Annotated in this window: 21 protein-coding genes; 14 read left to right on the plus strand and 7 right to left on the minus strand. The window is 59.7% G+C overall.

Features of this window, described 5'->3' with window-relative positions:
- The 4 genes from ACIQYU_RS19970 to ACIQYU_RS19985 all read left to right on the plus strand — a co-directional run bounded on the left by ACIQYU_RS19970 (position 1) and on the right by ACIQYU_RS19985 (position 4323).
- Positions 1-915 (plus strand): LysR family transcriptional regulator, encoded by a 915-nt coding sequence (locus tag ACIQYU_RS19970; RefSeq protein ID WP_402801713.1) that lies wholly within the window; start codon positions 1-3, stop codon positions 913-915.
- Positions 916-1079: 164 nt separating this feature from the next.
- The gene (locus tag ACIQYU_RS19975; protein WP_402801716.1) at positions 1080-1619 is read left to right on the plus strand and encodes a winged helix-turn-helix transcriptional regulator; all 540 of its coding nucleotides are present in this window, start codon (positions 1080-1082) and stop codon (positions 1617-1619) included.
- A gap of 95 nt (positions 1620-1714) precedes the next feature.
- On the plus strand, positions 1715-2761 hold the full coding sequence (locus tag ACIQYU_RS19980) for an HlyD family secretion protein (protein ID WP_233687516.1): 1047 nt from the start codon (positions 1715-1717) through the stop codon (positions 2759-2761).
- The gene (locus tag ACIQYU_RS19985) at positions 2758-4323 is read left to right on the plus strand and encodes a DHA2 family efflux MFS transporter permease subunit (RefSeq protein WP_207830223.1); all 1566 of its coding nucleotides are present in this window, start codon (positions 2758-2760) and stop codon (positions 4321-4323) included. The genes ACIQYU_RS19980 and ACIQYU_RS19985 overlap by 4 nt, the downstream gene beginning before the upstream one ends.
- Before the next feature lie 71 nt (positions 4324-4394).
- Here ACIQYU_RS19985 and ACIQYU_RS19990 read toward each other — a convergent pair whose 3' ends face one another.
- The 3 genes from ACIQYU_RS19990 to ACIQYU_RS20000 all read right to left on the minus strand — a co-directional run bounded on the left by ACIQYU_RS19990 (position 4395) and on the right by ACIQYU_RS20000 (position 8269).
- Positions 4395-6833, minus strand: a complete 2439-nt coding sequence (locus ACIQYU_RS19990) for a TonB-dependent siderophore receptor (RefSeq protein ID WP_402801720.1) — start codon at positions 6831-6833, stop codon at positions 4395-4397.
- Positions 6834-6911: 78 nt separating this feature from the next.
- The gene (locus tag ACIQYU_RS19995; protein ID WP_207830228.1) at positions 6912-7748 is read right to left on the minus strand and encodes a FecR family protein; all 837 of its coding nucleotides are present in this window, start codon (positions 7746-7748) and stop codon (positions 6912-6914) included.
- Positions 7745-8269: an RNA polymerase sigma factor gene (locus ACIQYU_RS20000; RefSeq protein WP_207830230.1), complete on the minus strand. Its 525-nt coding sequence runs from the start codon at positions 8267-8269 to the stop codon at positions 7745-7747. The genes ACIQYU_RS19995 and ACIQYU_RS20000 overlap by 4 nt, the downstream gene beginning before the upstream one ends.
- A 312-nt stretch (positions 8270-8581) precedes the next feature.
- On the opposite strand from ACIQYU_RS20000, the gene ACIQYU_RS20005 reads away from it, so the two are divergent.
- The 7 genes from ACIQYU_RS20005 to ACIQYU_RS20035 all read left to right on the plus strand — a co-directional run bounded on the left by ACIQYU_RS20005 (position 8582) and on the right by ACIQYU_RS20035 (position 13481).
- Complete coding sequence (locus ACIQYU_RS20005; protein ID WP_207830231.1) at positions 8582-8977, plus strand: hypothetical protein; 396 nt, start codon at positions 8582-8584, stop codon at positions 8975-8977.
- Positions 8978-9084: 107 nt separating this feature from the next.
- Positions 9085-9519: a hypothetical protein gene (locus ACIQYU_RS20010; RefSeq protein WP_233687479.1), complete on the plus strand. Its 435-nt coding sequence runs from the start codon at positions 9085-9087 to the stop codon at positions 9517-9519.
- Positions 9520-9626: 107 nt separating this feature from the next.
- Positions 9627-10313, plus strand: a complete 687-nt coding sequence (locus tag ACIQYU_RS20015) for an isoprenylcysteine carboxylmethyltransferase family protein (RefSeq protein WP_207830235.1) — start codon at positions 9627-9629, stop codon at positions 10311-10313.
- A 118-nt stretch (positions 10314-10431) separates the two neighbouring features.
- A complete protein-coding gene (locus tag ACIQYU_RS20020) occupies positions 10432-10584 on the plus strand; it encodes a hypothetical protein (protein WP_325176033.1) in 153 nt (50 codons plus the stop codon).
- Between the two features lie 25 nt (positions 10585-10609).
- Positions 10610-12793 carry a heavy metal translocating P-type ATPase gene (locus tag ACIQYU_RS20025; RefSeq protein ID WP_402801729.1) on the plus strand — a complete coding sequence of 728 codons (2184 nt, stop codon included), beginning with the start codon at positions 10610-10612 and terminating at the stop codon, positions 12791-12793.
- A complete protein-coding gene (locus tag ACIQYU_RS20030) occupies positions 12790-13008 on the plus strand; it encodes a hypothetical protein (protein WP_207830241.1) in 219 nt (72 codons plus the stop codon). The genes ACIQYU_RS20025 and ACIQYU_RS20030 overlap by 4 nt, the downstream gene beginning before the upstream one ends.
- Before the next feature lie 152 nt (positions 13009-13160).
- Positions 13161-13481, plus strand: coding sequence for a DUF2933 domain-containing protein (locus ACIQYU_RS20035; protein WP_233694234.1), 321 nt, complete (start codon positions 13161-13163; stop codon positions 13479-13481).
- A 195-nt stretch (positions 13482-13676) separates the two neighbouring features.
- Here ACIQYU_RS20035 and ACIQYU_RS20040 read toward each other — a convergent pair whose 3' ends face one another.
- On the minus strand, positions 13677-14066 hold the full coding sequence (locus tag ACIQYU_RS20040; RefSeq protein WP_207830246.1) for a MerR family transcriptional regulator: 390 nt from the start codon (positions 14064-14066) through the stop codon (positions 13677-13679).
- A gap of 73 nt (positions 14067-14139) precedes the next feature.
- On the opposite strand from ACIQYU_RS20040, the gene ACIQYU_RS20045 reads away from it, so the two are divergent.
- The 3 genes from ACIQYU_RS20045 to ACIQYU_RS20055 all read left to right on the plus strand — a co-directional run bounded on the left by ACIQYU_RS20045 (position 14140) and on the right by ACIQYU_RS20055 (position 17847).
- Positions 14140-15240 carry an SDR family oxidoreductase gene (locus tag ACIQYU_RS20045; RefSeq protein WP_207830249.1) on the plus strand — a complete coding sequence of 367 codons (1101 nt, stop codon included), beginning with the start codon at positions 14140-14142 and terminating at the stop codon, positions 15238-15240.
- A gap of 172 nt (positions 15241-15412) precedes the next feature.
- The gene (locus ACIQYU_RS20050) at positions 15413-16924 is read left to right on the plus strand and encodes a diguanylate cyclase (protein ID WP_402801735.1); all 1512 of its coding nucleotides are present in this window, start codon (positions 15413-15415) and stop codon (positions 16922-16924) included.
- 23 nt (positions 16925-16947) lie between these two features.
- Positions 16948-17847, plus strand: coding sequence for a DMT family transporter (locus tag ACIQYU_RS20055; protein ID WP_233687484.1), 900 nt, complete (start codon positions 16948-16950; stop codon positions 17845-17847).
- 62 nt (positions 17848-17909) lie between these two features.
- Here ACIQYU_RS20055 and ACIQYU_RS20060 read toward each other — a convergent pair whose 3' ends face one another.
- The 3 genes from ACIQYU_RS20060 to dctA form a co-directional block, all read right to left on the minus strand.
- Positions 17910-19163: an OprD family porin gene (locus ACIQYU_RS20060; RefSeq protein WP_207830254.1), complete on the minus strand. Its 1254-nt coding sequence runs from the start codon at positions 19161-19163 to the stop codon at positions 17910-17912.
- 58 nt (positions 19164-19221) lie between these two features.
- Complete coding sequence (locus tag ACIQYU_RS20065) at positions 19222-20526, minus strand: CitMHS family transporter (protein WP_402801740.1); 1305 nt, start codon at positions 20524-20526, stop codon at positions 19222-19224.
- 123 nt (positions 20527-20649) lie between these two features.
- Positions 20650-21963: a C4-dicarboxylate transporter DctA gene (gene dctA / locus ACIQYU_RS20070; protein WP_207830256.1), complete on the minus strand. Its 1314-nt coding sequence runs from the start codon at positions 21961-21963 to the stop codon at positions 20650-20652.
- Between the last annotated feature and the right edge of the window lie 55 nt (positions 21964-22018).

The raw sequence follows: 22018 nt of genomic DNA on the forward strand, positions 1-22018 counted from the left end.
ATGAAGTTCACACTGCGACAACTTCGCTATGCGCTCGCAGCGGCCAAGCACGGAAACCTGACGACTGCCGCCATGGAGCTTCATGTTTCACAACCCTCCATCTCGGCGGCCATCACCGAACTGGAAGAGGTACTGGGTCAATCGATTTTCGTACGCCAACGTGGCCTTGGCATATCGCTGACCCCGTTCGGTCGCACCGTCATGGTCCAGGCCCGTCGCGTTCTGGCAGAGGCTCGGACCTTTGCCGAGATCAATGCCAATGCCGGGGAGTGTGTCGGAGAATTGGTCGTCGGATGTTTTGAAGACCTGGCGCCCTATTGCCTGCCACAGATTGTGCGACGGATGCAGGAGTCCTGCCCGAGGGTGACTGTCGATATGCGCGAAGGCAGCTTCGATTATGTTGGCAAGCGGCTGAGTGAGGGCGCGATAGAGCTGGCAATCACCTACGATCTGGGTCTGCCGCCGAACACGCAATGCACACAGCTGTGTCAGCTGACTGCCCAGGTACTGCTGGCTGTCGATCACCCGTTGGCCAAGGAGCCGCGCGTCAGTCTCAAAGCGCTATCCGAATACACTCTGGTCGTCACCGATCAGGTCCACAGCTGGCAGCACGTGCTGGATCTGTTCAGCTTCTACGATCTATCACCCGCCGCTGTGCACCGTGTGCGCACCTTCGAACTGCAGCGTAGCCTCGTCGCCAACGGGTTTGGCGTGGCGCTGATCTATACCCGGCCATTTGGTGACCGTAGTTATGATGGTCAAGCGCTGGTGTGTCGGCCGACTCTGGAGAAATTGCCAACGCATAGCATCGTCCTGGCCCATGACCAGCGCTATCCGCTGACGCCTTCGGCTGAGGCGTTCAAGGAGCTGGCGGTGGCATGGTTCGCGGAACGGCCGTCGTTTGCGTCCGAGTGAACAACGGGTGTCGCATGACGACGCTGGCGGGTAGATGAGATTCCCTGCACGTAAGTCAATCTGGCCGACCAACGGACATCAAAACCATGGCCATAGTAACTTGCATAATGAAAGTTACTGGCGGATAGTGACGTCATCCCAGGATGACGCCCAAGGCCGATGCCATGAAAAAAGCCAGCTTCCAACCCATGCCTTGCCCCGTAGCCCGTGCGCTCGAACACATCGGTGATGGCTGGAGCCTGTTGGTCCTGCGCGATGCGTTCTATGGCCTGCGCCGGTTCGATGAGTTCCAGCACAGCCTGGGCATCGCCACCAATACGCTTACCCGTCGGCTGACCGACCTGGTCACCGCAGGCCTGCTCGAGCGCCGGCCGTACCAGAACAACCCGCCGCGCTTCGAATACCTGCTCACCGAGGCCGGGCGTGACCTGCGCCCGGTGATCCTGACCTTGATGGCGTGGGGGGCGAAGCATGCCGAGGGTTCGCAAAAGGTCTACCTGGCCGATGAACGCACCGGCGAGCCTGTCGCCCTGGCGCTCATGGACGCCAACACTGGAAAACCCATCACCGTGGACGAGCACCGGCTGCGTATCGCACCCGACGCGGACCCGCTGACCCATTGGCGCGCTGAAACCGGGCAGGCCTACCGCCAAGGCAGCAACTTGGTAAGCCCCTTCCCCACCCAAGCCTCTTCAGAGGGTTGACCGTCATGAATGCTCACGTTGGCGCAGCGCCTGACCCGGTGGACGACACCGAAGCCATTGCAAGGAAATCCATCGGTAGAAAAGCCCTCCTGCGCATGGCGCTACTGGCGCTCGCGATGGTTGGCGGTGCAGGCTATGCCAGCCACTGGTGGAGCCATGGCCGCTTCATCGAAGACACCGACGATGCCTACGTGGGCGCGGACGTCACCGTGATCAGCGCCAAGGTACCGGGCTATATCACCGAGGTCGCGGTGGTGGACAACCAGTTCGTCAAGGCAGGTGACCTCCTGGCGCGGATCGATGTGCGCGACTACACGGCGGCACTGGCCAAAGCGGATGGGGCCGTCGCCGCGCAACGTGCCCGTCTTGCAAACCTCGATGCGGTAGAGCAGTTGCAGCATGCGCTCATCAGTCAGGCCAAAGCGCAGATCGACGCCCGCAGCGCCGAAGCTCAGCGAGCCATGAACGACAAGGTCCGCTACCAGACGCTGGTCAGCAGCCAGGCGGTTTCCGTGCAAAGCGCCCAACGCGTCGAGGCCACCTGGAAAACGGCGCAAGCCGATCGGGCCCACGCCGAGGCTGGCTGGCTTGCGGCGCGCCAGCAACTGGCGGTGATCGACACGCAACGTCAGCAGACACAAGCCGCGCTGGCCCAGGCAGAGGCAGACAGGGAGCAGGCGCGGCTCAATATCGGTTACACCGAACTACGCTCGCCGGTGGACGGCTACGTGGGCAACCGCCGAGCCAAGGTCGGGGCCTTTGCCGCATCCGGCAGTCAGTTGATCTCTGTGGTGCCCGCCCATGGGCTATGGGTGGACGCCAACTTCAAGGAAGACCAACTCGCGAACATGCAAGTCGGCCAGACGGTCAGCGTCACCGCCGATATCCTGCCGGGCCATACCTTCCATGGCCGCATCGAGAGCATCGCGCCAGCCACGGGCGCGCAGTTCAGCGTGCTTCCCCCCGAGAATGCTACCGGCAACTTCACCAAGATCGTGCAGCGCGTGCCGGTGCGGGTGCGCCTTGAGGGCAGCGATGCAGACTTTGGCGCCCTGCGCCCGGGCCTTTCGGTGATCGCCGAAGTCGACACCGGGCCGCAGGCCCTGCCGCAAGCGAAACTGGCATCGGCAGCCCGGCCATGAATGGCGCCCTGCCCGTTCTCACACCCGCACAGAAAGTCACGGCCTTTGCCACCATGTGCGTAGGGATGTTCATCGCCTTGATCGATATCCAGATCGTCTCGGCATCGCTCAAGGACATCGGCGGCGGGCTCTCGGCCGGTGCAGACGACATCGCCTGGGTGCAGACGGCCTACCTGATCGCGGAAATCATTGTGATTCCCTTGTCGGGGTGGCTGTCACGGGTCATGAGCACGCGATGGCTTTTCGCGGCATCGGCGGCCGGCTTCACCCTGACCAGCCTGCTGTGTGCATTGGCCTGGAACATCCAGAGCATGATTGCCTTTCGTGCCCTGCAGGGCTTTCTTGGCGGGTCGATGATCCCGCTGGTGTTCACCACCGCGTTCATCTACTTCACCGGCAAGCAGCGGGTGATCGCTGCCTCGGTCATCGGTGCCATCGCATCGCTCGCCCCTACGCTGGGCCCTGCAGTCGGCGGCTGGATCACCGACGTGTCGTCCTGGCACTGGCTGTTCTACGTCAATCTGGTTCCTGGCCTGTTCGTCACCATCGCCGTACCGCTGCTGGTCAAGGTCGACCACCCCAACCTGCACTTGCTCAAGGGCGCTGACTACCTGGGCATTGGTTTGATGGCGGTGTTTCTCGGTTGCCTGGAGTACACCCTGGAGGAAGGCCCGCGCTGGAACTGGTTCAGCGATGCAACGATTTCTGCGACCGCCTGGGTGGCGGGCATCAGTGGCGTACTGTTCATCTGGCGCAGCCTGAAGATCGAAGACCCCATCGTTGACTTGCGTGCCCTGCGCGACCGCAACTTCGCCTTGGGCTGCCTGTTTTCCTTCATTACCGGAATCGGCATTTTCGCCACGATCTACCTCACCCCCCTGTTCCTTGGCCATGTGCGCGGCTATGGCGCGTTGGATATCGGCCTGGCGGTGTTTTCCACTGGCGTGTTTCAACTGCTGGCGATTCCGGTGTATGCCTTTCTCGCCAACCGTGTAGACCTGCGCTGGATCCTGATGCTGGGATTGGCACTGTTCGGCATTTCGATGTGGGATTTTTCTTCGATTACCCATGATTGGGGCGGCAAAGAGCTGCTGCTGCCTCAAGCCATTCGCGGGTTTGCCCAACAGATGGCCGTGCCGCCGACCGTGACCCTCACCCTGGGTGCACTCTCGCCTGCACGCCTCAAGCTCGCCTCGGGCTTGTTCAATTTGATGCGCAACCTGGGTGGCGCGCTCGGGATCGCGGCTTGCGCCACGGTACTCAACGACCGTACCAACCTGCATTTCCTGCGCCTGGCCGAGCACCTGAACGTTCAGAACGAGACGATGAACGCCTGGCTCGAGCAATGGAGCAGCAACGCCCAAGCCCTGGGCCAGGACAGCCTGGATGCCAGCCATACCGCGCTGCGCCAGCTCTGGGCATTGACCTGGCGCGAAGCGCAAACCCTGACCTACGCCGACGCTTTTCTGGTGATCATGGTGTGTTTCGCGCTCGCCACGGTACTGGTGCCGTTGATGCGCAAGGTACAACCCCCGGCACAGCCTTCCGCCGACGCCCATTGACCCTTCCCGACGCGCCCTCTTCTTTCCGTCGAGCGCCGGGCTCGCCATCGGCCCGGCGATCTTTTACAACCTTACCAATCATGCGTATAGCTGGCAGTCAACACAGTGCCCGGTGCCGGCAAGTGGCTGGTGTTGTTGTTATTACGCAGCAATTGGCTGTATAGCGGGTAGTAGTCGCGGTTGAACAGGTTCTGGATGCCGACGCTCACCTTGTCATCAGCGGTGATCTGGTACTGGCTGACCAGGTCCACTGTCGTATAGGTACTCACCTGATGTCGGCCAAAGCTGTCCACACCATCGAGCCTGTAATCCTTGGCGTCAAAGAACGTGGCTTGCAAGCGGTTGCTCCAGTCCAGGGTCGGCTTGTACTGGACGTAGGCGGTCAGTTTCAGGGGCGGAACGCGATAGCCGGTCATGTCTTGCCAGCCTTTGCCGTCCGGCTTTTCTCGCCCACGCATCCAGGTCGCACTCCCCCCTGCGCCCCACACCGCATCGTCCGATAGCCAGTCGGCACTGGCTTCAGCACCGTAGATGCGCTCCTTGGTGCGGGTCAGAATCAGGCCGTTGTTGAAACTTTGCACGTCCCCCAGTTTGGAGGTGGTGTAGAACAGGGCCAGGGTGCCCAGGGTGTTGCTGCCCAGCTCACCTCGCCAGCCAATCTCATAGTTGTTGGTTTTGACCGGTTCCAGGTTCGAGGCCCCCAGGTCGAAACCACGGCGCGCATTTCGCAACTGAATGCCCACGTCGGGCAACTGGAAGCCCTGGCTGAAGGAGGCGTAGATTTCCTGGCCGGGTACCGGCGAATAGACAATGCCAAGGTTCGACAGCACCGCATCGTAGTGAATGTCGCCACCCTTCACCGCCACAGGGGAGGCAGCCCTGGATTCGGACAAAGGAACGAAGTCATCGAATTCGGCGGTGGAGTATTCGTAGCGCAGGCCACCGTCGACCGACCAGTGCTCATCGAAGCGATGCTGAAGCTGCGCGAACGCACCGGCGCTTCGGGTCTTGAGCGGGGGCATGTAGGTGAGCTTGCCGGTCTTGTCGAAGACCAGGCCGCCACTGGCGTCATAAGCCGCTGGGTCGAAGACATCCAGCGGCATGTCGCTGCGCTCCTGGTTATAGTCACCACCCCAAACCAGCTCGGTACTGCCGCTGTCGCCAAGTGGTGTGCGCAGGGTCAGGCGGCTGCCGAACACTTCGCTGTTCTGCATGATCTGGTCCACGTTGCCGCCGCGTGTGGCAACGGCCCGGGCGTCGAACGGCGTGAAGCGGGTGAAGTAGTCCCGATAATACAGCTGGGCAGAAAGCCGGCTGCCGAGAATGTCGAGATTCTCGTACTCCAGGTTCAGCAGTGTGTTGCGAATGCGGTTCTGTTCGTCGAGATCCAGGCCCTTGATCGCATTGGCCGGCACCGAGCCTGCGGGGAGTTTCGCGACGCTTGGGTCTGTAGCGTAGTCGGTGTCCTGGCGTGCATCGTAGTGGCTGACGGCAAGCTGGATTCGCTGGTTCTCGTCGATGTGCAGCCCCAGCTTGCCGCCAATGTTGTAGATGTTCGAATCGAACAGGTCGCCTTGACTGGGCTCCGGAGCGATCCGGTCGCCGTGCGCATCGTACGAGGCACCGATGTGGCGGGTACCGAAGTCGAACGAGTAGTCCACCGCGCCCTGAGAGCCTGCAAAATACTGCTGGAACTGGCCCCCCAGGCCATCGCTGCCCAGGCGGGTAAGTGGCGAGGTGGCGCTCAGGCTGGTTTCGGCACGGCTTTCACCGCCAGCAGGTCGTGTAGTGATGGAGATGATGCCCCCCGTGGCGCCGCTGCCGTAAATGGCGCTGCTGCCACGGATGACTTCGACCCGTTCGATCAGCGCCGGGTCGATGTTGGCCAGGTTGCGCGAAGAGTCGCGGTTGGTATTGAGCGGCACCCCGTCAACCATGACCAACATGCTGCGCCCGCGCAGGGTCTGGCCATACTCGGTGATGGTGCGGCTGGAGTCGGACATGCCCGGAATCGCCTTGGCCAGTACCGTGGCCAGGCTATCCGAACCCTGGCGCAGCTCCTGCAGTTGTTCATGCTCGAGAACGGTGGACTGCCGCGTCGCGGACACCAGGCTACTGCTGGTGCGCGAGGCCGTGATTTCCATCTGCGCCATTTCCACGGGTACGCTTTGGGTCTCGGGACTGGGTGCAGGGGTGCCTTGCGCGATGATGACGAAGGTGCGCTCATCCTTGGCCTGTACTTGCAAGCCACTGTCCTTGAGCAGCGTTTGAAGTGCCTCCTCAGGTGTGAACCGCCCCTTCACCGCGGGCGCGTTTCGGCCTGCACCGAGATCGCTGGCAAAGATGATCTGTACCGAAGACTGCTGTGCAAGGGCGTTGATGGCCTCCCCCAGCGGCGCGGCAGGGAGATCCACGTTCACCCGTTCCCGGCCCTGGGCCGACATTGCGATGAGCAGGCTACTGGCAAGCAATGACAGGCGTAGTTGGCGACTGCGGAGGGGAAAATGCACTTCTCGAGTTCCTTTTTCTGGGTGGGCTTTTTTCAATAGCCGCCAAGGGAATCGAGAAACCCTACCTGCGCTTGAGAATTATTTTCTTGTCGATTTAGGTTGAATTCGCACGCTGCCATCCTCTTGTTTCAACACGGCGACGGGCAGGATGCTCGGTAACAGATCCAGCAGCAGGTCGACATTGTGCGCCTCGAAGACCCCTGTCACCTTGAGTGCAGCCAAGCTTGGGTCGCTCAGCTCAATGGATGCCTTGCGATAGTGACGCAGCAACGACACCGCTTCATCCAGCGGCGTCTGCTCGAATACGATGCGATCATCTTTCCAGGCCATCGCCTTCAAGGCGTCGACCTTCGCCACTGGCATCAGTTGCCCGCCAATCGAGTCGACCTGTTGCCCTGGCCTGAGGGTGACAGGCGCTTGCGCCGCAGCTGCCACGGCGACATCCACGCGCCCACGGGCCAGGGTCACACGCACCGCCTCGTTATCCAGGCGGCGAACATTGAACAGCGTACCGAGCACCTCGACTTTCGCCAGGCCAGCAGACACTACGAAGGGGCGGTACACGGCCGAGGACACATCGAAGAGGGCCTGCCCAGCGCGCAGGTCGACTTCGCGGCTGAGCAGGCGCCATCTGATATCGACGTGCGTACCACTGTCGAGCAGCAGTTTGCTTCCATCGCTCAGCAGCACAGCGCGCCGCTCACCAATGGCGGTAGCGAAACCCTCACTCTTATAGGCGGGGTTCAGCCAGGCAAGGGCGCCAAAGGCGATCGCAACCGCTAGCGTGATACCTGCTGACTTTACCGCTTTGGCGGGCGCTGGCCTGGACGGCGGCAGGGGGAACAGGTGCTTGAGCTCTTCACGGTGTCGCCCAAGAGCCTCGTCCAGTGGCGCCTGTTCGGGCTGCTTCGTCATGGTTGCACCTCATCGCGGCCAAGCCGTTGCCTGCACGCCGCCAACCCCAGGCGTAGGTGCTTTTCGACTGTCTTGATGGAAATACCGAGGCGAGCGGCTACCTCTGCCTGGGGAATTTCGTGAACCTTATGCATGACAAAAACGGCCTGGCAGCGAGGTGGGAGGTCTGCGATAGCGCTCACGAGCAGTTGAAACTCGCGCTCGCTGTCGTACTGGCTCATCGGCGTGGCTGCCGGGCAGGCTACCTCCGGAAGCTCGGAAACTGCCTCTACCCAGGCGCCTCGGCGGCGATCGCTACGGTAGCGACTCACGGCGGTGTCGTTGGAGATTTTTCGTAGCAACGCCAGCGGGGTCCGAACGTTTTCTTTCTCACCGCGCTCAAGCAACTGCACGCACACGTCATGCACTACATCGCGCGCCATGCTTCTGTCGCCGAAGCGTCGGCGAATGTGGTCCACCAGGTCGTCATAGTGACGTACCAATGTAGACAGCAGCGTCGGTTTGGCGGGATCGAGCGACACGATGCATCCTGAAAAGAGGTAGGCCCCGAAAACAAGATGCAAGTGTAAATGAGAAATAGTTGCGAATAAACACCCTCCTCTACCCAGCTGTTGGCTGCTCGAGTGGGTGCAAGAGGTAATTGGAAGGCATGTTTGGCGCAGCTGCAGGGTGTCGATGCCAATGCAGAACTCAGCCAATAACCAGGGACGCTTCAAGGCAAGCCTCGACCTCGAAAAACACTTCATCGAGTAGTTTGATTTTTATCAAATGCTTCATTGCCTTCCTGCCTAAACTGAAAATCAATACGACGTGATAAGTCGAGGGAATGCTCCATGTACTGGTTCCGCCGTCACCGTCGAAGCCTGTTGCATCTCACCCTCGTGGTGTGGGTGTTGGCTATGGCCGTGATGGCAATCCAAGGGTGCTTGGTGCAACCGGATCACAATTTAGCCGCGCCCCACCATGCCGAGCAGTATGTGGTGGATGGTCATGCTCTCCACGCCAGTGGTTGCCTTCAGAGCTGTGAGGAAGCCACCACGGCAATAAAGCCTGCATTGCAAACTCCTGCATCAGACCCCATCCATTGGGCCGTCCTCTTGCTGCTGACTGCGGCAGTAGTGACAGGGCTTAACCCCGACAAGAAATCCTCCTTCGCCTCTCTTGCACTGAAACGCCCCGCGCCGCCGGACCGCCCAGCCCGCCTGATTTTCGTTCGTTCCAACGATTAACCCCCCTGCTTCAGAGTGGCCGGGTACCGGCCGCTCTATCTTGTTGAGTGCGGATTTTTCGGGACTCAGCTATTCCTGCTTATCCCTCACATTCCCTGGAGTTCATCATGCAAACGCATTCCAAATTCGTTGTGGCTGCCCTCCTGGCTGGCAGCGCTTGCATAGCCTCTGCCGAGGATGCACATCACCCGGTTGACGCACCAGGCGACTCAACCCAGAGCACAGCGCCAGCGGCGACGGCCATCACCAAAGCCATGAGCGATCAAATGCAGAAAATGCAGGCTGCGCATGACAAAGCAGCGGCGGCAAAAACTCCCGCCGAGCGCCAAGCGGCCATGCAAGAGGGCATGAAGGCGATGAAGGACAGCATGGCCATGATGAGCAAGGAGCATCGTGCAATGGGTTGTATGGGCATGTCTGGAGCTAAGGAGGGCGGAGGCAACGAGATGATGGACATGATGATGCAAATGATGGAACAGCAGTCGTCCATGATGGAAATGCCAATGAAAAGTAAATCTACTGGAGCTGATCCAAATTACTAAGCACCGGTGTTGGCGGGTTAAACCAGAACGCACCCGCCTGTTGTTTGCTGTTGAAGGCATACACGATGAGTACAGCAAACACACCCGACAAGTGAGGAGCACCAACCATGAACCATACTGAACCGGCCTACGGCCTCTGGTCACTGGTCATCATCAACTCATTAGTGTTTGTGTTGTTCGCCTTCAGCTTCACACGGCCCAAGACGAGCCGCGATTGGCGCTCTTTTGGCATGTTCTCGGCGTTCCTGGTAGCTCTATTTACCGAAATGTACGGGTTCCCGCTGACCATCTACCTGTTGATGCCCTGGCTTTCTCGTAACTTCCCAAACATCGATTTCCTCTCACACGACGCTGGGCATTTGCTCGAAACTGTCATGGGCTGGAAGGTCAATCCGCACTGGGGGCCATTCCACATTATCAGCAACCTGCTGATCGCAGGCGGCTTCTGGTTATTGGCAAGCGCCTGGCGTGTGCTCTACAAGGCTCAAAGTACTGACCAACTCGCGCTCGACGGGCCCTATGCGCGGATCCGCCACCCACAATACGTTGGCTTCGTGCTGATCATGTTTGGCTTTCTCTTGCAGTGGCCGACATTGATCACCTTTATAATGTTTCCAATCCTCCTGTTGGTCTACGCCAAGCTGGCGAAGCAGGAAGAACAGGAGATGCTTGCGCACTTCGGCGATGCCTATCGCAACTACTGCGAACATACTCCGGCGTTCCTGCCCTGGTCATCCCCCCGCAGTCCCAACACACCTGCTGGCGCCCCTCCAAGCTCAGGAAGGCAGTCATGAACGCTCTCTGGAGAACCGGACTTTCCTGGCCATGACCATGGCCATGAGCATCTCCTGCACAATCTGCGCGCTGCTCTATGCGCAATGACCAGCGCAGGGTATTGCTTTTCTTGGCGCCTTGTTTCACGGGCTCGACTTTGGTCGTCTTCAAGTTCCGCAAGACTACAGTGTGGCGACTTTCGTCGGGCCCCTGCTGATCTTGAGTGTATGGGGCGCGATGGTCGGCACCTTGTTCGCCTGGCGGTCCGCCAAGCTCCATGGAAGGCCTTGATAGCCGCTTCGAGTAGGAGGCAGCGATGAACGAATCACACATGCAACACAGCCAGCATCCGCAGGCGCTCGCATCAGAAAAAATGGCGAAAGATCCGATCTGCGGAATGATGGTAGATAAGACCAAAGCGTTGTCACGAGAACGTGGCGGGCGCCGCTATTACTTTTGCAGCGATACCTGCCTGCGCACCTTCGATTCGCCAGAAAGTGAACTGAAGGCGATGAAAACCCGCGTGACCATCGCCCTCACAGGTGTACTGGCCTTGGCGCTGCTGCGTGCGGGCGCCTTCATTGCGCTGGCTGCTGGTGCGACGCTGCTGACTTGGGTGCCGATCCAGGCGCTACCGTGGTTCACGTGGGGAATTTGGCTTTTCCTGTTGGTCACTCCGGTGCAGTTCATTGGTGGCTGGAGTTTCTATATGGGGGCGTGGAACGCCATTCGCACCCGTAACATCAACATGGATTTCCTGATCGCCCTTGGCACGTCGGTCGCCTATTTCTACAGCGTCGCGGTGTTGTTCTTTCCCGACGTCCTGCCGGTCAAGGTTGCCGAGCGCGACGTCTATTTCGAGGTGTCGGCGGTCATCATCGCCTTCGTACTGCTTGGTAGGTACATGGAGGAAATCATCAAGAAAAAGTCTTCAGCCGCAGTACGACGCTTACTTGATCTCAAACCAGCGATCGCGCATGTGATTCGTGATGGCCAAGAAGTCGACCTGCCCGCTGAAAGCGTTATGGCCGGCGAGTTTCTGATCGTCAAACCTGGCGAAAAAATCCCCACCGATGGCGATGTAAGTGAAGGTCAGTCAACGGTAGATGAGTCCATGCTGACCGGTGAGTCGATGCCGGTTGACAAGCACCCAGGCAGTCCGGTGATCGGGGGTACGCTCAATGGCAGTGGTGTGCTCACTTTCAAGGCGAGCAGGATCGGTGCCGACACCGCACTGGCACAGATCATCAAGATGGTCGAAGAAGCACAGACCAGCACGGCGCAGATCCAACGGTTGGCCGACCAGGTCACTGGCTACTTTGTACCGTTGGTGGTGTCGGTCGCACTGCTGGCCCTGGTCGGCTGGTCTCTTGCGGGGAATTTCCCACAAGGGTTATTGGCCTTTATCGCGGTGTTGATCATTTCCTGCCCCTGCGCACTGGGCGTGGCTACGCCGGCCGCGTTAATGGTAGGTGTTGGCAAGGGTGCCAACAACGGCATACTTATCCGCGGCGGCGAGGTGTTAGAGCGGGCAGAAAAACTGAGTGCGGTAGTGTTCGACAAAACTGGCACTATTACCCGAGGCGAACCAAACGTGACCGATGTGATCCCGCTTGGCACAGCGTTGGAAAACGAAGTCATGATGCTCGCCGCCGCCGTGGAGTCTGGTTCAGAACATCCGCTTGGCGCAGCGATAGTCCGCGCTGCCCGCCATCGCGGCATCATTCTGCCGAAAGCGACCGGCATCAATGGGATCGCCGGTCACGGCATCGAAGGCAGTATTGATAGTCGAAAAATCTGGCTGGGCAACCGGCGTTTATTCTCCCGCCAAGGCATTTCGACCGAGGCTGCCGAGAAACACCTCGTCAGCCTGGAAGCCGATGGCAAGACTTCCATGCTGGTCGGTGTCGACGAACGTTTGGTCGGGGTGATTGCTGTGGCCGATACCGTTAAACCCGAAGCGGCTGAAGCCGTCGCAGCATTGCAGGCAAGCGGCATCAAGGTCGTGCTACTGAGCGGCGACAACCACCGCACTGCCGAAGCGGTCGCGCGGCAGGTCGGCATCGAGCGAGTGATTGCCGAGGTCTTGCCGGACGACAAGGCCGCAGTGATCCGTCAATTGCAAAGCGAAGGGCAGATCGTGGCAATGGTCGGCGATGGTGTCAACGATGCCCCTGCCCTGGCCACCGCTGACATCGGCATCGCTATTGGCTCAGGTTCTGATGTAGCCAAGGAAACCGGCGGCATCATCTTGCTCAAGAATGATGTACGCGACGTGGTCACCGCGATCAAGCTGTCACGCGCAACCATGGTCAAGATCAAACAGAACCTGTTCTGGGCGTTCATCTACAACGGCATCGGTATTCCAATCGCGGCCTTCGGACTGCTTAATCCCATCATCGCTGCCGCCGCGATGGCGCTCAGTTCATTATCTGTGATCGCCAACTCCGCGATGCTGAAGCGTGCCCATATTGGCTTAAGCCGGGAGGCCAAGCCATGAAGCGCGAGATTTTTGTTATCTGCCTCCTCGTAAGTGTTGTGGGCATCGCCACCGTGCTTTACCTGTTGGGACTGACCGAAGAATCGTTTGTCATAGCAGCGATTTTCCTGCTGTGCCCGGTCCTGGTCGGTGTCCAACTTTTTCGAGGCGTCCGCCAATTTGACAAGGACATGGCCGAGGTTGAACGGCAACTGAAAAGGAAGAATCTGCCTTGATACCTTATGCGATTCACTACCTGAGTTTGCGACGCATTGGACACGTAAACCGATGCTCCAGCTCGCTATGCTCACACCTACGATCGCGCCAGCCAAACTGGAAGTGGCCTTGCGTCACGACCTCACTCCCGTTCCCTCCAAGGAGTGCCATCATGAGCCATCAGCACTTGCCCCAGAACCGCGCACGGGGCACCAACTGGTACTTTTTAGGTTTTCTGGTCATCGCGGGCTATTTCCTGTTCACCGAGCATAGGGCTCACGTCCTTCCATATCTGCCATTCCTGCTGCTACTGGCCTGTCCACTGATGCACTTTTTCATGCACCGTGGACATGGGAATGGCGGACATGAACACGGTGGAAGGGGTGAGCATGACAATTGCTGTGGCCATCAGCACACCAGCGCTCGCAATACCCAAGAGGAACACAATGGTCTACCCGATAAACAGACGAAATATCCAGATCGCCCTGCATGAAGTAACCGTCGCAGGATTTGACGGTGGCGTTGATGCCATGGCTGATGGCGACACTGGACACGGTTGCGCCAGGTTGCAGGCATTCCGGATCGACCTGGGCTTTGAATGGTGTCGGGCAAGAGCTTCGTTGGCGCATGAAAATCCTGGCGATAAGGGTGATCGCGTCCGCTTAGAAATACGCGGACACCATCGGCCTTAAAGCTGGGCAGGAAACTGAGGAACAGTCAGTCCGTTGGCAATGGCGCTGGCTTCAAGCTTTGCACGCTCCGCGTCGAGAAACACATAGGCGGCCTGCAGCGTGGTGATCTTCGCTTGAATTTCGGCCATCTTGCTGGCGACGAGGACCGCGCCTTGCGCGCAATCGATCGTATTGCCCCGCTTGGCTGCAAGGATGTCGCCGATCTCGGCGAGTGAAAAACCGCCGCTCTGGGCACTCTGGATAAAGGCCAGATCAACAATGGTCTGGTCGCTATAGCTGCGGTAGTTGTTGGCTTGTCGATGGGCCACGATTAGCCCGAGTTGCTCGTAATAACGCACTGTATGGCGGCCGATTCCACTGCGGCGCTCCAACTCACCAATATTCACAGCAAAAATCCCTTGACTGTAGAGTACGCTCTACACCTTAGCCTGCGCCAATCATCCATACAAGGGTTCAGACATGAGCGTGGAATGCTTCGTCACAGGCGGCAGTGGGTTTGTGGGTCAACACTTGTTGGCCCACCTTACTGCAACAGGGCACACGACCCGGGTACTTATGCGTAACCCCGAAAACATCGAGCGCCTGAGAGCCCAGGTAAGCCGACTGGGCGGTGACCCTGCCTATATCCATGCAGTTGAAGGCGATATCAGCAGGGAGGGACTTGGACTCAGTGAAGCAGACAAGCAATGCGTGTCTTCGGCCGCTGTTGTCTTCCACCTCGCGGCGCAGTTTACCTGGGGCCTGACAATGGAACAGGCCCGCGCAGTCAATGTACAAGGAGCGCTGAGAGTCGCCAGGCTCGCGGCGAGCCAGCGCGTCCGATTACTGATGGTGGGCGGCTATATGCTGCAGAACCTTACCCACCTTGCGAGTATCGGGGTTGATAACGAGCGCCCTGAAAACACCAATTGGCCCGCAGTCTACAGCCGTGCCGGTGGCTACGAAGGCAGCAAGCTGGAGTCCCATTTTGCGGTCATCCGTTTCATGCAGGAGGTGGGCGCGGACTACTCCATCGTTCATCCCGCCACGGTGTGTGGCCACAGCGAGAGTGGGCACATCCCTGAAGGACAACCCCTGGCCGAACTGATTCGAAATCTGGCCCTGGGCCGGTTCAAGGCTGTCCCCGGTTCCGCCAGGCACTGGTTGCCATTGGTCAGCGTCGACTACCTGGTGATGATGATGACCTGCGTGGCGTTCGACCCCTCGATGGCCAACCGGGAGGTCCTGGCGCTCTATGAGCACACCCCGAACTTGCAGGGTATGCTCGAACAACTGGCAAAAACGCTGAAGATCAAGGCCCCCCGCCGCCATGTACCGATAGGGTTGCTCAAGTGGCTATTGATGATTCCCGGACTGGCGGCCCGATTCGCGATCAGCGCCGAGTCATTGAACTTCATTCAGACACAGCGCTTCGACATGCGTAACAGCCAGCAATTGGAACGAAAGTATCAGCTGGCACATCCCGACATGGCGCGAACGCTGGAGAAGACCGTGCGCTACGTCCAGGGTTACTTGCCTGATTACCATGCTGACTCTTCTGAAAACCCGGCTGGAAGATAACGACTCGCGCCCTCAAGGAAAACTTCCAGCTCGCGTAATTCTGTCGGACATTCCAATAATTTAGGTGCTATATTTTTGGGCATGGACCAGATAGTTACATCCTGACCGTTTGGTTAGTTACAGCGTGTCGGCGCTGAGCTTGGTCTTTAGGGAAAAAGGCGTGTGAATTGACGTGAAGCGTGACATCCACCTTGTTGTGCTACTGCTATCGGTCATAGGTTGTTCTCTCGCCTCGCTAACGCTGTGGAAGGTCATGGCCTCTCGCGAGCGCGCCCTGGAAGACATCAATGTCCATGGCCTGAACCTGACCCAGGCACTGTCCACCTATTCGGAAGGTATCGTCCGGCAGAGCTCAATGCTGTTGCTCGGGCTGGTCGAGCGCCTGGAAACCGAGGGCACCGAACCTGCACAGATCGAACGGCTGGGTCAGCTGGTCAAGCGTCAGCAACCATTGATGCCGCCAATGAGCGGCATCACCATCTATGCCAAGGATGGGCGCTGGCTCATGTCGTCCAACCGTCCGACTCCCGTCGGCGCCAACAGCAGCGACCGGGCCTTTTTTATCCACCACCGTGACGACCCGTCCCGCGACCCCTTCATCGGCTTGCCAATCCGAAGCCGCGTCACTCAGGAATGGGTGATCACCATCAGCAGGCGATTCAACGACGGCCGCGGTGAATTCGCCGGCGTTGTTGCCATGACGCTCGGCGTGGAAAACTTCCTGCAACTTTTCGGCAAGCTGGACGTCGGCCATGACGGTGCCATCGGGCTGGCCTTTACCAACGGTTCCATGCTGGTGCGCTATCCGTTTCGGGAACAGGACATGGGGCGCAACTTTTCGAAGTCGCCAATCTTCGCCAAGTACCTCATCGACCAGTCAGCCGGCACCGCGTCATTCACCTCCAGCCTGGACGGCGTAGACCGCCTCTATGCGTTTCGCAAGAGTGACAAGCTACCCCTGGTGACAACGGTCGCGCTGGGCAAGCAGGAAGCACTTGCAGCCTGGCGGCTCGAGGCGCTGCTGTCGTCGCTGGTGGTCGCTGCGCTGCTCGCACTGACCGGAACCATTGGCTGGCTGCTGATTCGAGCCATGAGCCGGCGAAGCGCGGTCGAAAACGAACTGCGACTGACCCAACAGCAGTTGCTTGAGAGCAACCAACAGCTCGAACGCCAAGCGATGCATGATGCGCTGACGGGGCTTGCCAACCGGCGCTGCTTTGACGAGGCGCTGACCCAGGAGATCCGCACGGCCCATCGAGATGGGACCACGCTGGCTCTGCTGATGATCGACATCGATCATTTCAAGCGCTACAACGACACCTATGGGCATCCGGCTGGCGATGCCTGTCTGCAGCAGTTGGCTTACCTGCTCTCTTCCTGCATCCGCCGCCCTCGCGACCTGCTGGCACGCTACGGGGGCGAGGAAATGGCTGTAATCCTGCCCGATACCGACATCGACGGAGCGACCGTCGTTGCCAGGCTGATACTCGAGCGTTTGGCCCTGCAACCTATCCCTCACAAAGGTAGCCCTTTCGGGCATGTGACCGCCAGTATCGGCATCGCCTGCTCCGATGGATCGGCCCTCGACAGCCCGCCATCGCTAATTGAACGCGCCGACCAGGCGCTCTATATCGCCAAGCAAGCGGGCCGCAATCGCCTGCATGTCGACGGGGCGAATGTATAAAGCCAATGACAAGGAACGTATTGATGCAATCTCATTTCGGCAAAGGCGTCCTCTTTGCACTCTGCGCCGCAGCACTGAATGCAACGATCGGCGTACTCAGCAAGGTGTTGATGAACAGTGGATTCAGCTCCAGCAGCATCGCCCTGATAAAAACCGTACTTGGCTGCCTGCTGCTGTCAGCCTTGCTCATGTTTCTCAAGCGGCCCCTGCATACGGCCAAGTGGCTCCCTGCCGCTGTTTGCGCCTTTCTCGGCATTTTCGTGCTGTTCCACTTTGAAACCTCAGCCTATAGCCATTACGCCGCGGCAGGTGTCGTGGTGATCCTGATGGCGAGTGCCTCCATTTCTTCGATACTGCTGGGACGGATAGTCCTCAAGGACCCAATCACCGCCAACGCGACGGTAGGCGCCGGATTGACGATAGCCGGTATAGCCGTGATTTTCGGAGCCGATCTGGAACAAGGCTTCACGCTGCAAGGCGCAGTGCTCGCTTCGATCGGAGGCTGCGGTTATGGCGCATTTTCGGTTGCCATGAAGCGCATGGGCGTTTCCGGGGGGCTGCATTTCACTCGCCAACTGTTGTTTTTCGGCAGTCTTTACCTGCTGATGCCAGCTGCGACCGATGGGTTCATCATCGGAGAGCTTTCGTTGGCGGCGGTCATGGCGCTGCTGGCTCTGGCTGCGTTGCCGACCATCCTCGGCTTCTTCTGTACCACCAAGGCCATCGAGTACCTGAAGCCATCGCAGGTCCAGGCACTGGAACTGACTGAACCGCTGTTTGCCGCGCTGCTGGCGTTCATGATCCTCAATGAGGTACCTCGAGACACCTTGTACCTTGGGGCCGGGTTGATTCTCAGCGGACTGTGTTTCTCCAACGAGCTGATCCGGTTAGGCAAGAAAGCGCCACAGCCGTCCGGAGCGTGATTCGTTCTTCTGCCTGCACCTGGCGAGCAAGCGCTCCAAGAGCGCATGCTCGCGCCGCCGCATTACCAAACCGCTATATCGTAGGTCAGGTAGATCCGGTTGCTGTCGCGACCTCGGGAAAAGTCAGAACGGTAGACATAGTTGCGAAGTTTCACGCCCAACCCTTTCACCGGCCCGGACTGCACCACGTAGGCAAGCTCCACGTCACGCTCCCACTCGCTTAGCCCGGCATCAGCGGAGCGACCGTTGTCGCCGCTCAGGTAGCGCGCCATGAACGTGAGCCCGGGGACACCGGCTGCTGCAAAGTTGTAGGCATAGCTCGCCATCCAGGTTTTCTCTTCCTCCTCGATGAATTTGCCGATACCCACGTTGCTGAACGAGTAGACCGTCGCACCGCTGATGTACGGCAGCCCGGCCTCGCCGTCGAGCACCTGGTAACCGGCACCGACCGTGTGCCCGGTGTGTGTGTAGGACAGCTGCCCGCTGAACATGTCATTGTCGATCTCGCCACCGTGAGCGGCTCCGCTGTCGCGGCTCTTGAAATAGCGCAGGTCGGTGGTGAACACCCCGCCGGCCAACGGCAGGTCATGGACCAGGCCGACATAGTCCTGGCGGTAGAAGTGTTCGAGCTGGCCGTGGAAGTAGCTCAAGCGCAGCTGCTTGCTGACGGCATAGTCGGCACCGGCAAAGTTGAAGTCGCCAGACTCCCCGCCGCTGTAGCCATCCAGGAACAGGCCCGTGCTGTCGGAGGAATCCCGCTGCTTGAAGCGGTCCAGGTGGCCGGCAGTCAAGGTCAGGCCATCGACATCGGTACTGGTCAGCTGCGTGCCTTGGTAGGTCTGCGGCAACAACCGCGCATCGTTGTAGACCAGCACCGGCGTCTTGGGCAGCAAGGTGCCATGCTTGACCACGGTCTGCCCCAGTCGCGCCTTGGCCGTCACCCCGGCACTGGCGAACTCGTCAGCCGCACGGCCATCGTCATGCACCGGCAGCAAGCCGGTACCGCTGCGGCCGCGGCCCGAATCAAGCCGTACGCCTACAAGCCCCAGGGCATCGAGCCCCAGGCCCAGCGGGCCTTGAGTGAACCCCGATTGGTAGTCCAGCAAAAAGCCCTGTGCCCACTCCACCCGCTCACTCTTGGCAGTTGCAGCAGCGCGGGCGCTCATGCCTTGTTCGTCGCGGAAGTTTTCGTTGAAGTAAACGTTGCGCAGCTGCAATTTGAGCTTGCCGTCGTCGATGAATCCGGCAGCGCCGGCCACAGGCAGCCAGCCGCAGAGCAGGCCACAGGTGGCCCCACGGAAAACAGTTCGGGACATGTTCGGTACTCTGTTGTTGTTCTTGGATGAGGTGGGCGCCAGCGGCGCCCCATACAGATCAGACGAAGAAGGACAAGGCCCCCGTGACCAAGGCCAGCGCGGTGATGACCAGCGATGTCAGCACCGCCCATTTCACGGTGGCCTTCTGGAAGTCGCCGATGTCACGATCGACCATGCCCACCAGCAGCAAGGTCGAGGCCACCAACGGGCTCATCAGGTGCACCGGCTGCCCCAGCACCGAGGCGCGGGCGATTTCAACCGGGTCGATGCCATAGGCGGCCGCGGCGTTGGCAAGGATCGGCACCACGCCAAAGTAATAGGCGTCGTTGGACAGCACGAAGGTCAGCGGCATGCTGGTCAGCGCCACCACCAGCGGGAACCAGTGGCTCCACGCGTCGGGAATCCAGTCGACCAGGGTCTGCGCCAAGGCATCGACCATCTTGGTGCCAGAGAAGATCCCCGCGAAGATGCCTGCGGCGAACACCAGCAGCACCACGGTCATGGCGTTGCCCGAATGGGCGAGGATGCGCTCCTTCTGCAGATCCAGCTGCGGGTAGTTGATCATCAGCGCCGCGACGAAACCGATCATGAACAACAGTGCCGCGTGCATGACACCCATCACCAGAGCCGTCATCACGGCAATCACCAGCACCAGGTTCACATACGCCAGCCGTGGGCGCTTGTGCGGGTTATCACCGAGGATTTCCTTGATGTAGCAGTTGCCGCCACCGGACTCCAGGGCGATGTTGCCGATGCGTCGGCGCTCGGCGCGGCCCAGCAGGTAGGCGGTGAACACCACCCAGGCCGCACCGCCGATCACGGTCGGCAGCATCGGAATGAAATACTCGGTCGCATCCAGCCCGAGCGCGGCAATGGCCCGGGTGGCCGGCCCACCCCAGGGGCTCATGCCACTCATGATGCTCAGCGACAGCATGGACACCGTTGCCAGTATCATCGGGTTCATGCCGATGCGCTTGTACAGTGGCAGCATGGCCGCGCAGGTAATCATGTAGGTGGTGGTGCCGTCACCATCGAGCGCCACCAGCAGGGACAGCAGCGCAGTACCGATGGCGATCTTGATCGGGTCACCATTGACGCGCTTGAGGATCTTGCGGATCAACGGGTCGAACAGGCCGGCATCGATCATCAGGCCGAAGAACAGGATGGCGAACAGCAACAGGGCCGCCGAAGGCGCCACCATTTTCAAGCCATCGAGCATCATCTTGCCCAGTTCGGGGGCGAAGCCACCGATCACTGCAAAGACAACGGGTACTACGGTAAGCGCAACGATCGGTGACAGGCGTTTGCTCATGATCAGGTAGGTGAAGGTCACCACCGTGATCAGGCCCAGGAGTGCGAGCATGGTCTTATCTCTTGTTTTTATTCTATTGCGGCCATCGCCAAGGCAGACGGCCCCCTACCCCACTCGACATCGCTGGGATGCTGAGTGGGATTCTAAGTCAACAATGGGAGGTAGAAGAGGCTTTCAGCCGTGATGCCTAGGCTCGGCAGACCAGTCGGCCGGCACAGTGTCCGCCACGTCCGGTGCAGCCGGGGTGCCGTTCAGGCGGCGCAGCAAGGTTTCCCGTTCACAGGCATTCTCAGACAGTGAGATGACCACGGTGGCCACGGCGTTGCTGGCCAGGCTGGTCAGGGCACGCGCCTCGGACATGAAGCGATCGATGCCGATCAGCAAGGCAAGCCCTGCAAGCGGGATGTCGTGAATGACGGTCAAGGTCGAGGCCAGCGCAACGAAACCGCTACCGGTCACACCCGCGGCGCCTTTTGACGACAACAGCATGATCGCCAGCATCGTCACCGTCTGGCCGAGGCTCAGATCAATGTTGCAGGCTTGGGCGATGAACACCGCCGCCAGCGACAGGTAGATGGCAGTACCGTCGAGGTTGAAGGAGTAGCCGGTTGGCAGCACCAGCCCGACCACACCTTTCTTGCAGCCCAGCTTTTCCAGTTTTTCCAGCATGCGTGGCAGTACAGGCTCGGTGGACGATGTGCCGAGCACCACCAGGAACTCCTCGCGGAAATAGCGCAGCAGCTTCCACAGGCTGAAGCCATGGGCACGGCAGATGCCGCCAAGCACCACGAGCACGAAAAACGCACAGGCGATGTAGAGCGTACCGACCAGCTTGGCCAGTGCGCCCAGGGACGTCACGCCGTACTGCCCGACGGTGAAGGCCAGCGCACCGAAGGCACCGACCGGGGCGAAGCGCATCAGGTAGCCGAAAATGCGGAACACCATGGTCGAGGCGGACTCCAGCACATCGAGTACCGGCTTGCCCTTCTCGCCCATGGACGACAGGGCAAAACCGCTGAGCACCGCGATGAACAGCACCGGCAACACTTCACCCTTGCTGAACGCCCCGATGAACGTGTCGGGAATGATGTGCATGAAGAAGTCGACCACGCTGAGCTTCGCCGCAGAAGCGGCGTACTGGCCGAGCCCCTCGGTGCTGAGCGTGGCCGGGTCGATGTTCATGCCGACGCCCGGGCGGAACAGGTATACCGCTGCCAGGCCGATCATGAGGCTGACGACGGTCAGTACCAGGAACAGCAGCAAGGTCTTGCTCATCAAACGCCCCAGGGAGCGCTTGTCGGTCATGCCGGCGATACCGGTGACGATGGTGCAGAAGACCACGGGCGCGATCATCATCTTGATCAGCTTGATGAACGCATCACCCAGAGGCTTGAGCGCAACGGCCTGTTGCGCCCAGAAGTGACCGACCACCACGCCCAGCAGGACGGCGCAGAGGATCTGGAAGTACAGCGATTTGGCAAGTCTCATGAGGCATCACCCATTGTTCAAATTGTGCGGATGCGCTTGTTGCGAATGTACAGGT

It is taken from the genome of Pseudomonas sp. NPDC096925, from assembly GCF_044762545.1.
Classification (GTDB): Bacteria; Pseudomonadota; Gammaproteobacteria; order Pseudomonadales; family Pseudomonadaceae; genus Aquipseudomonas.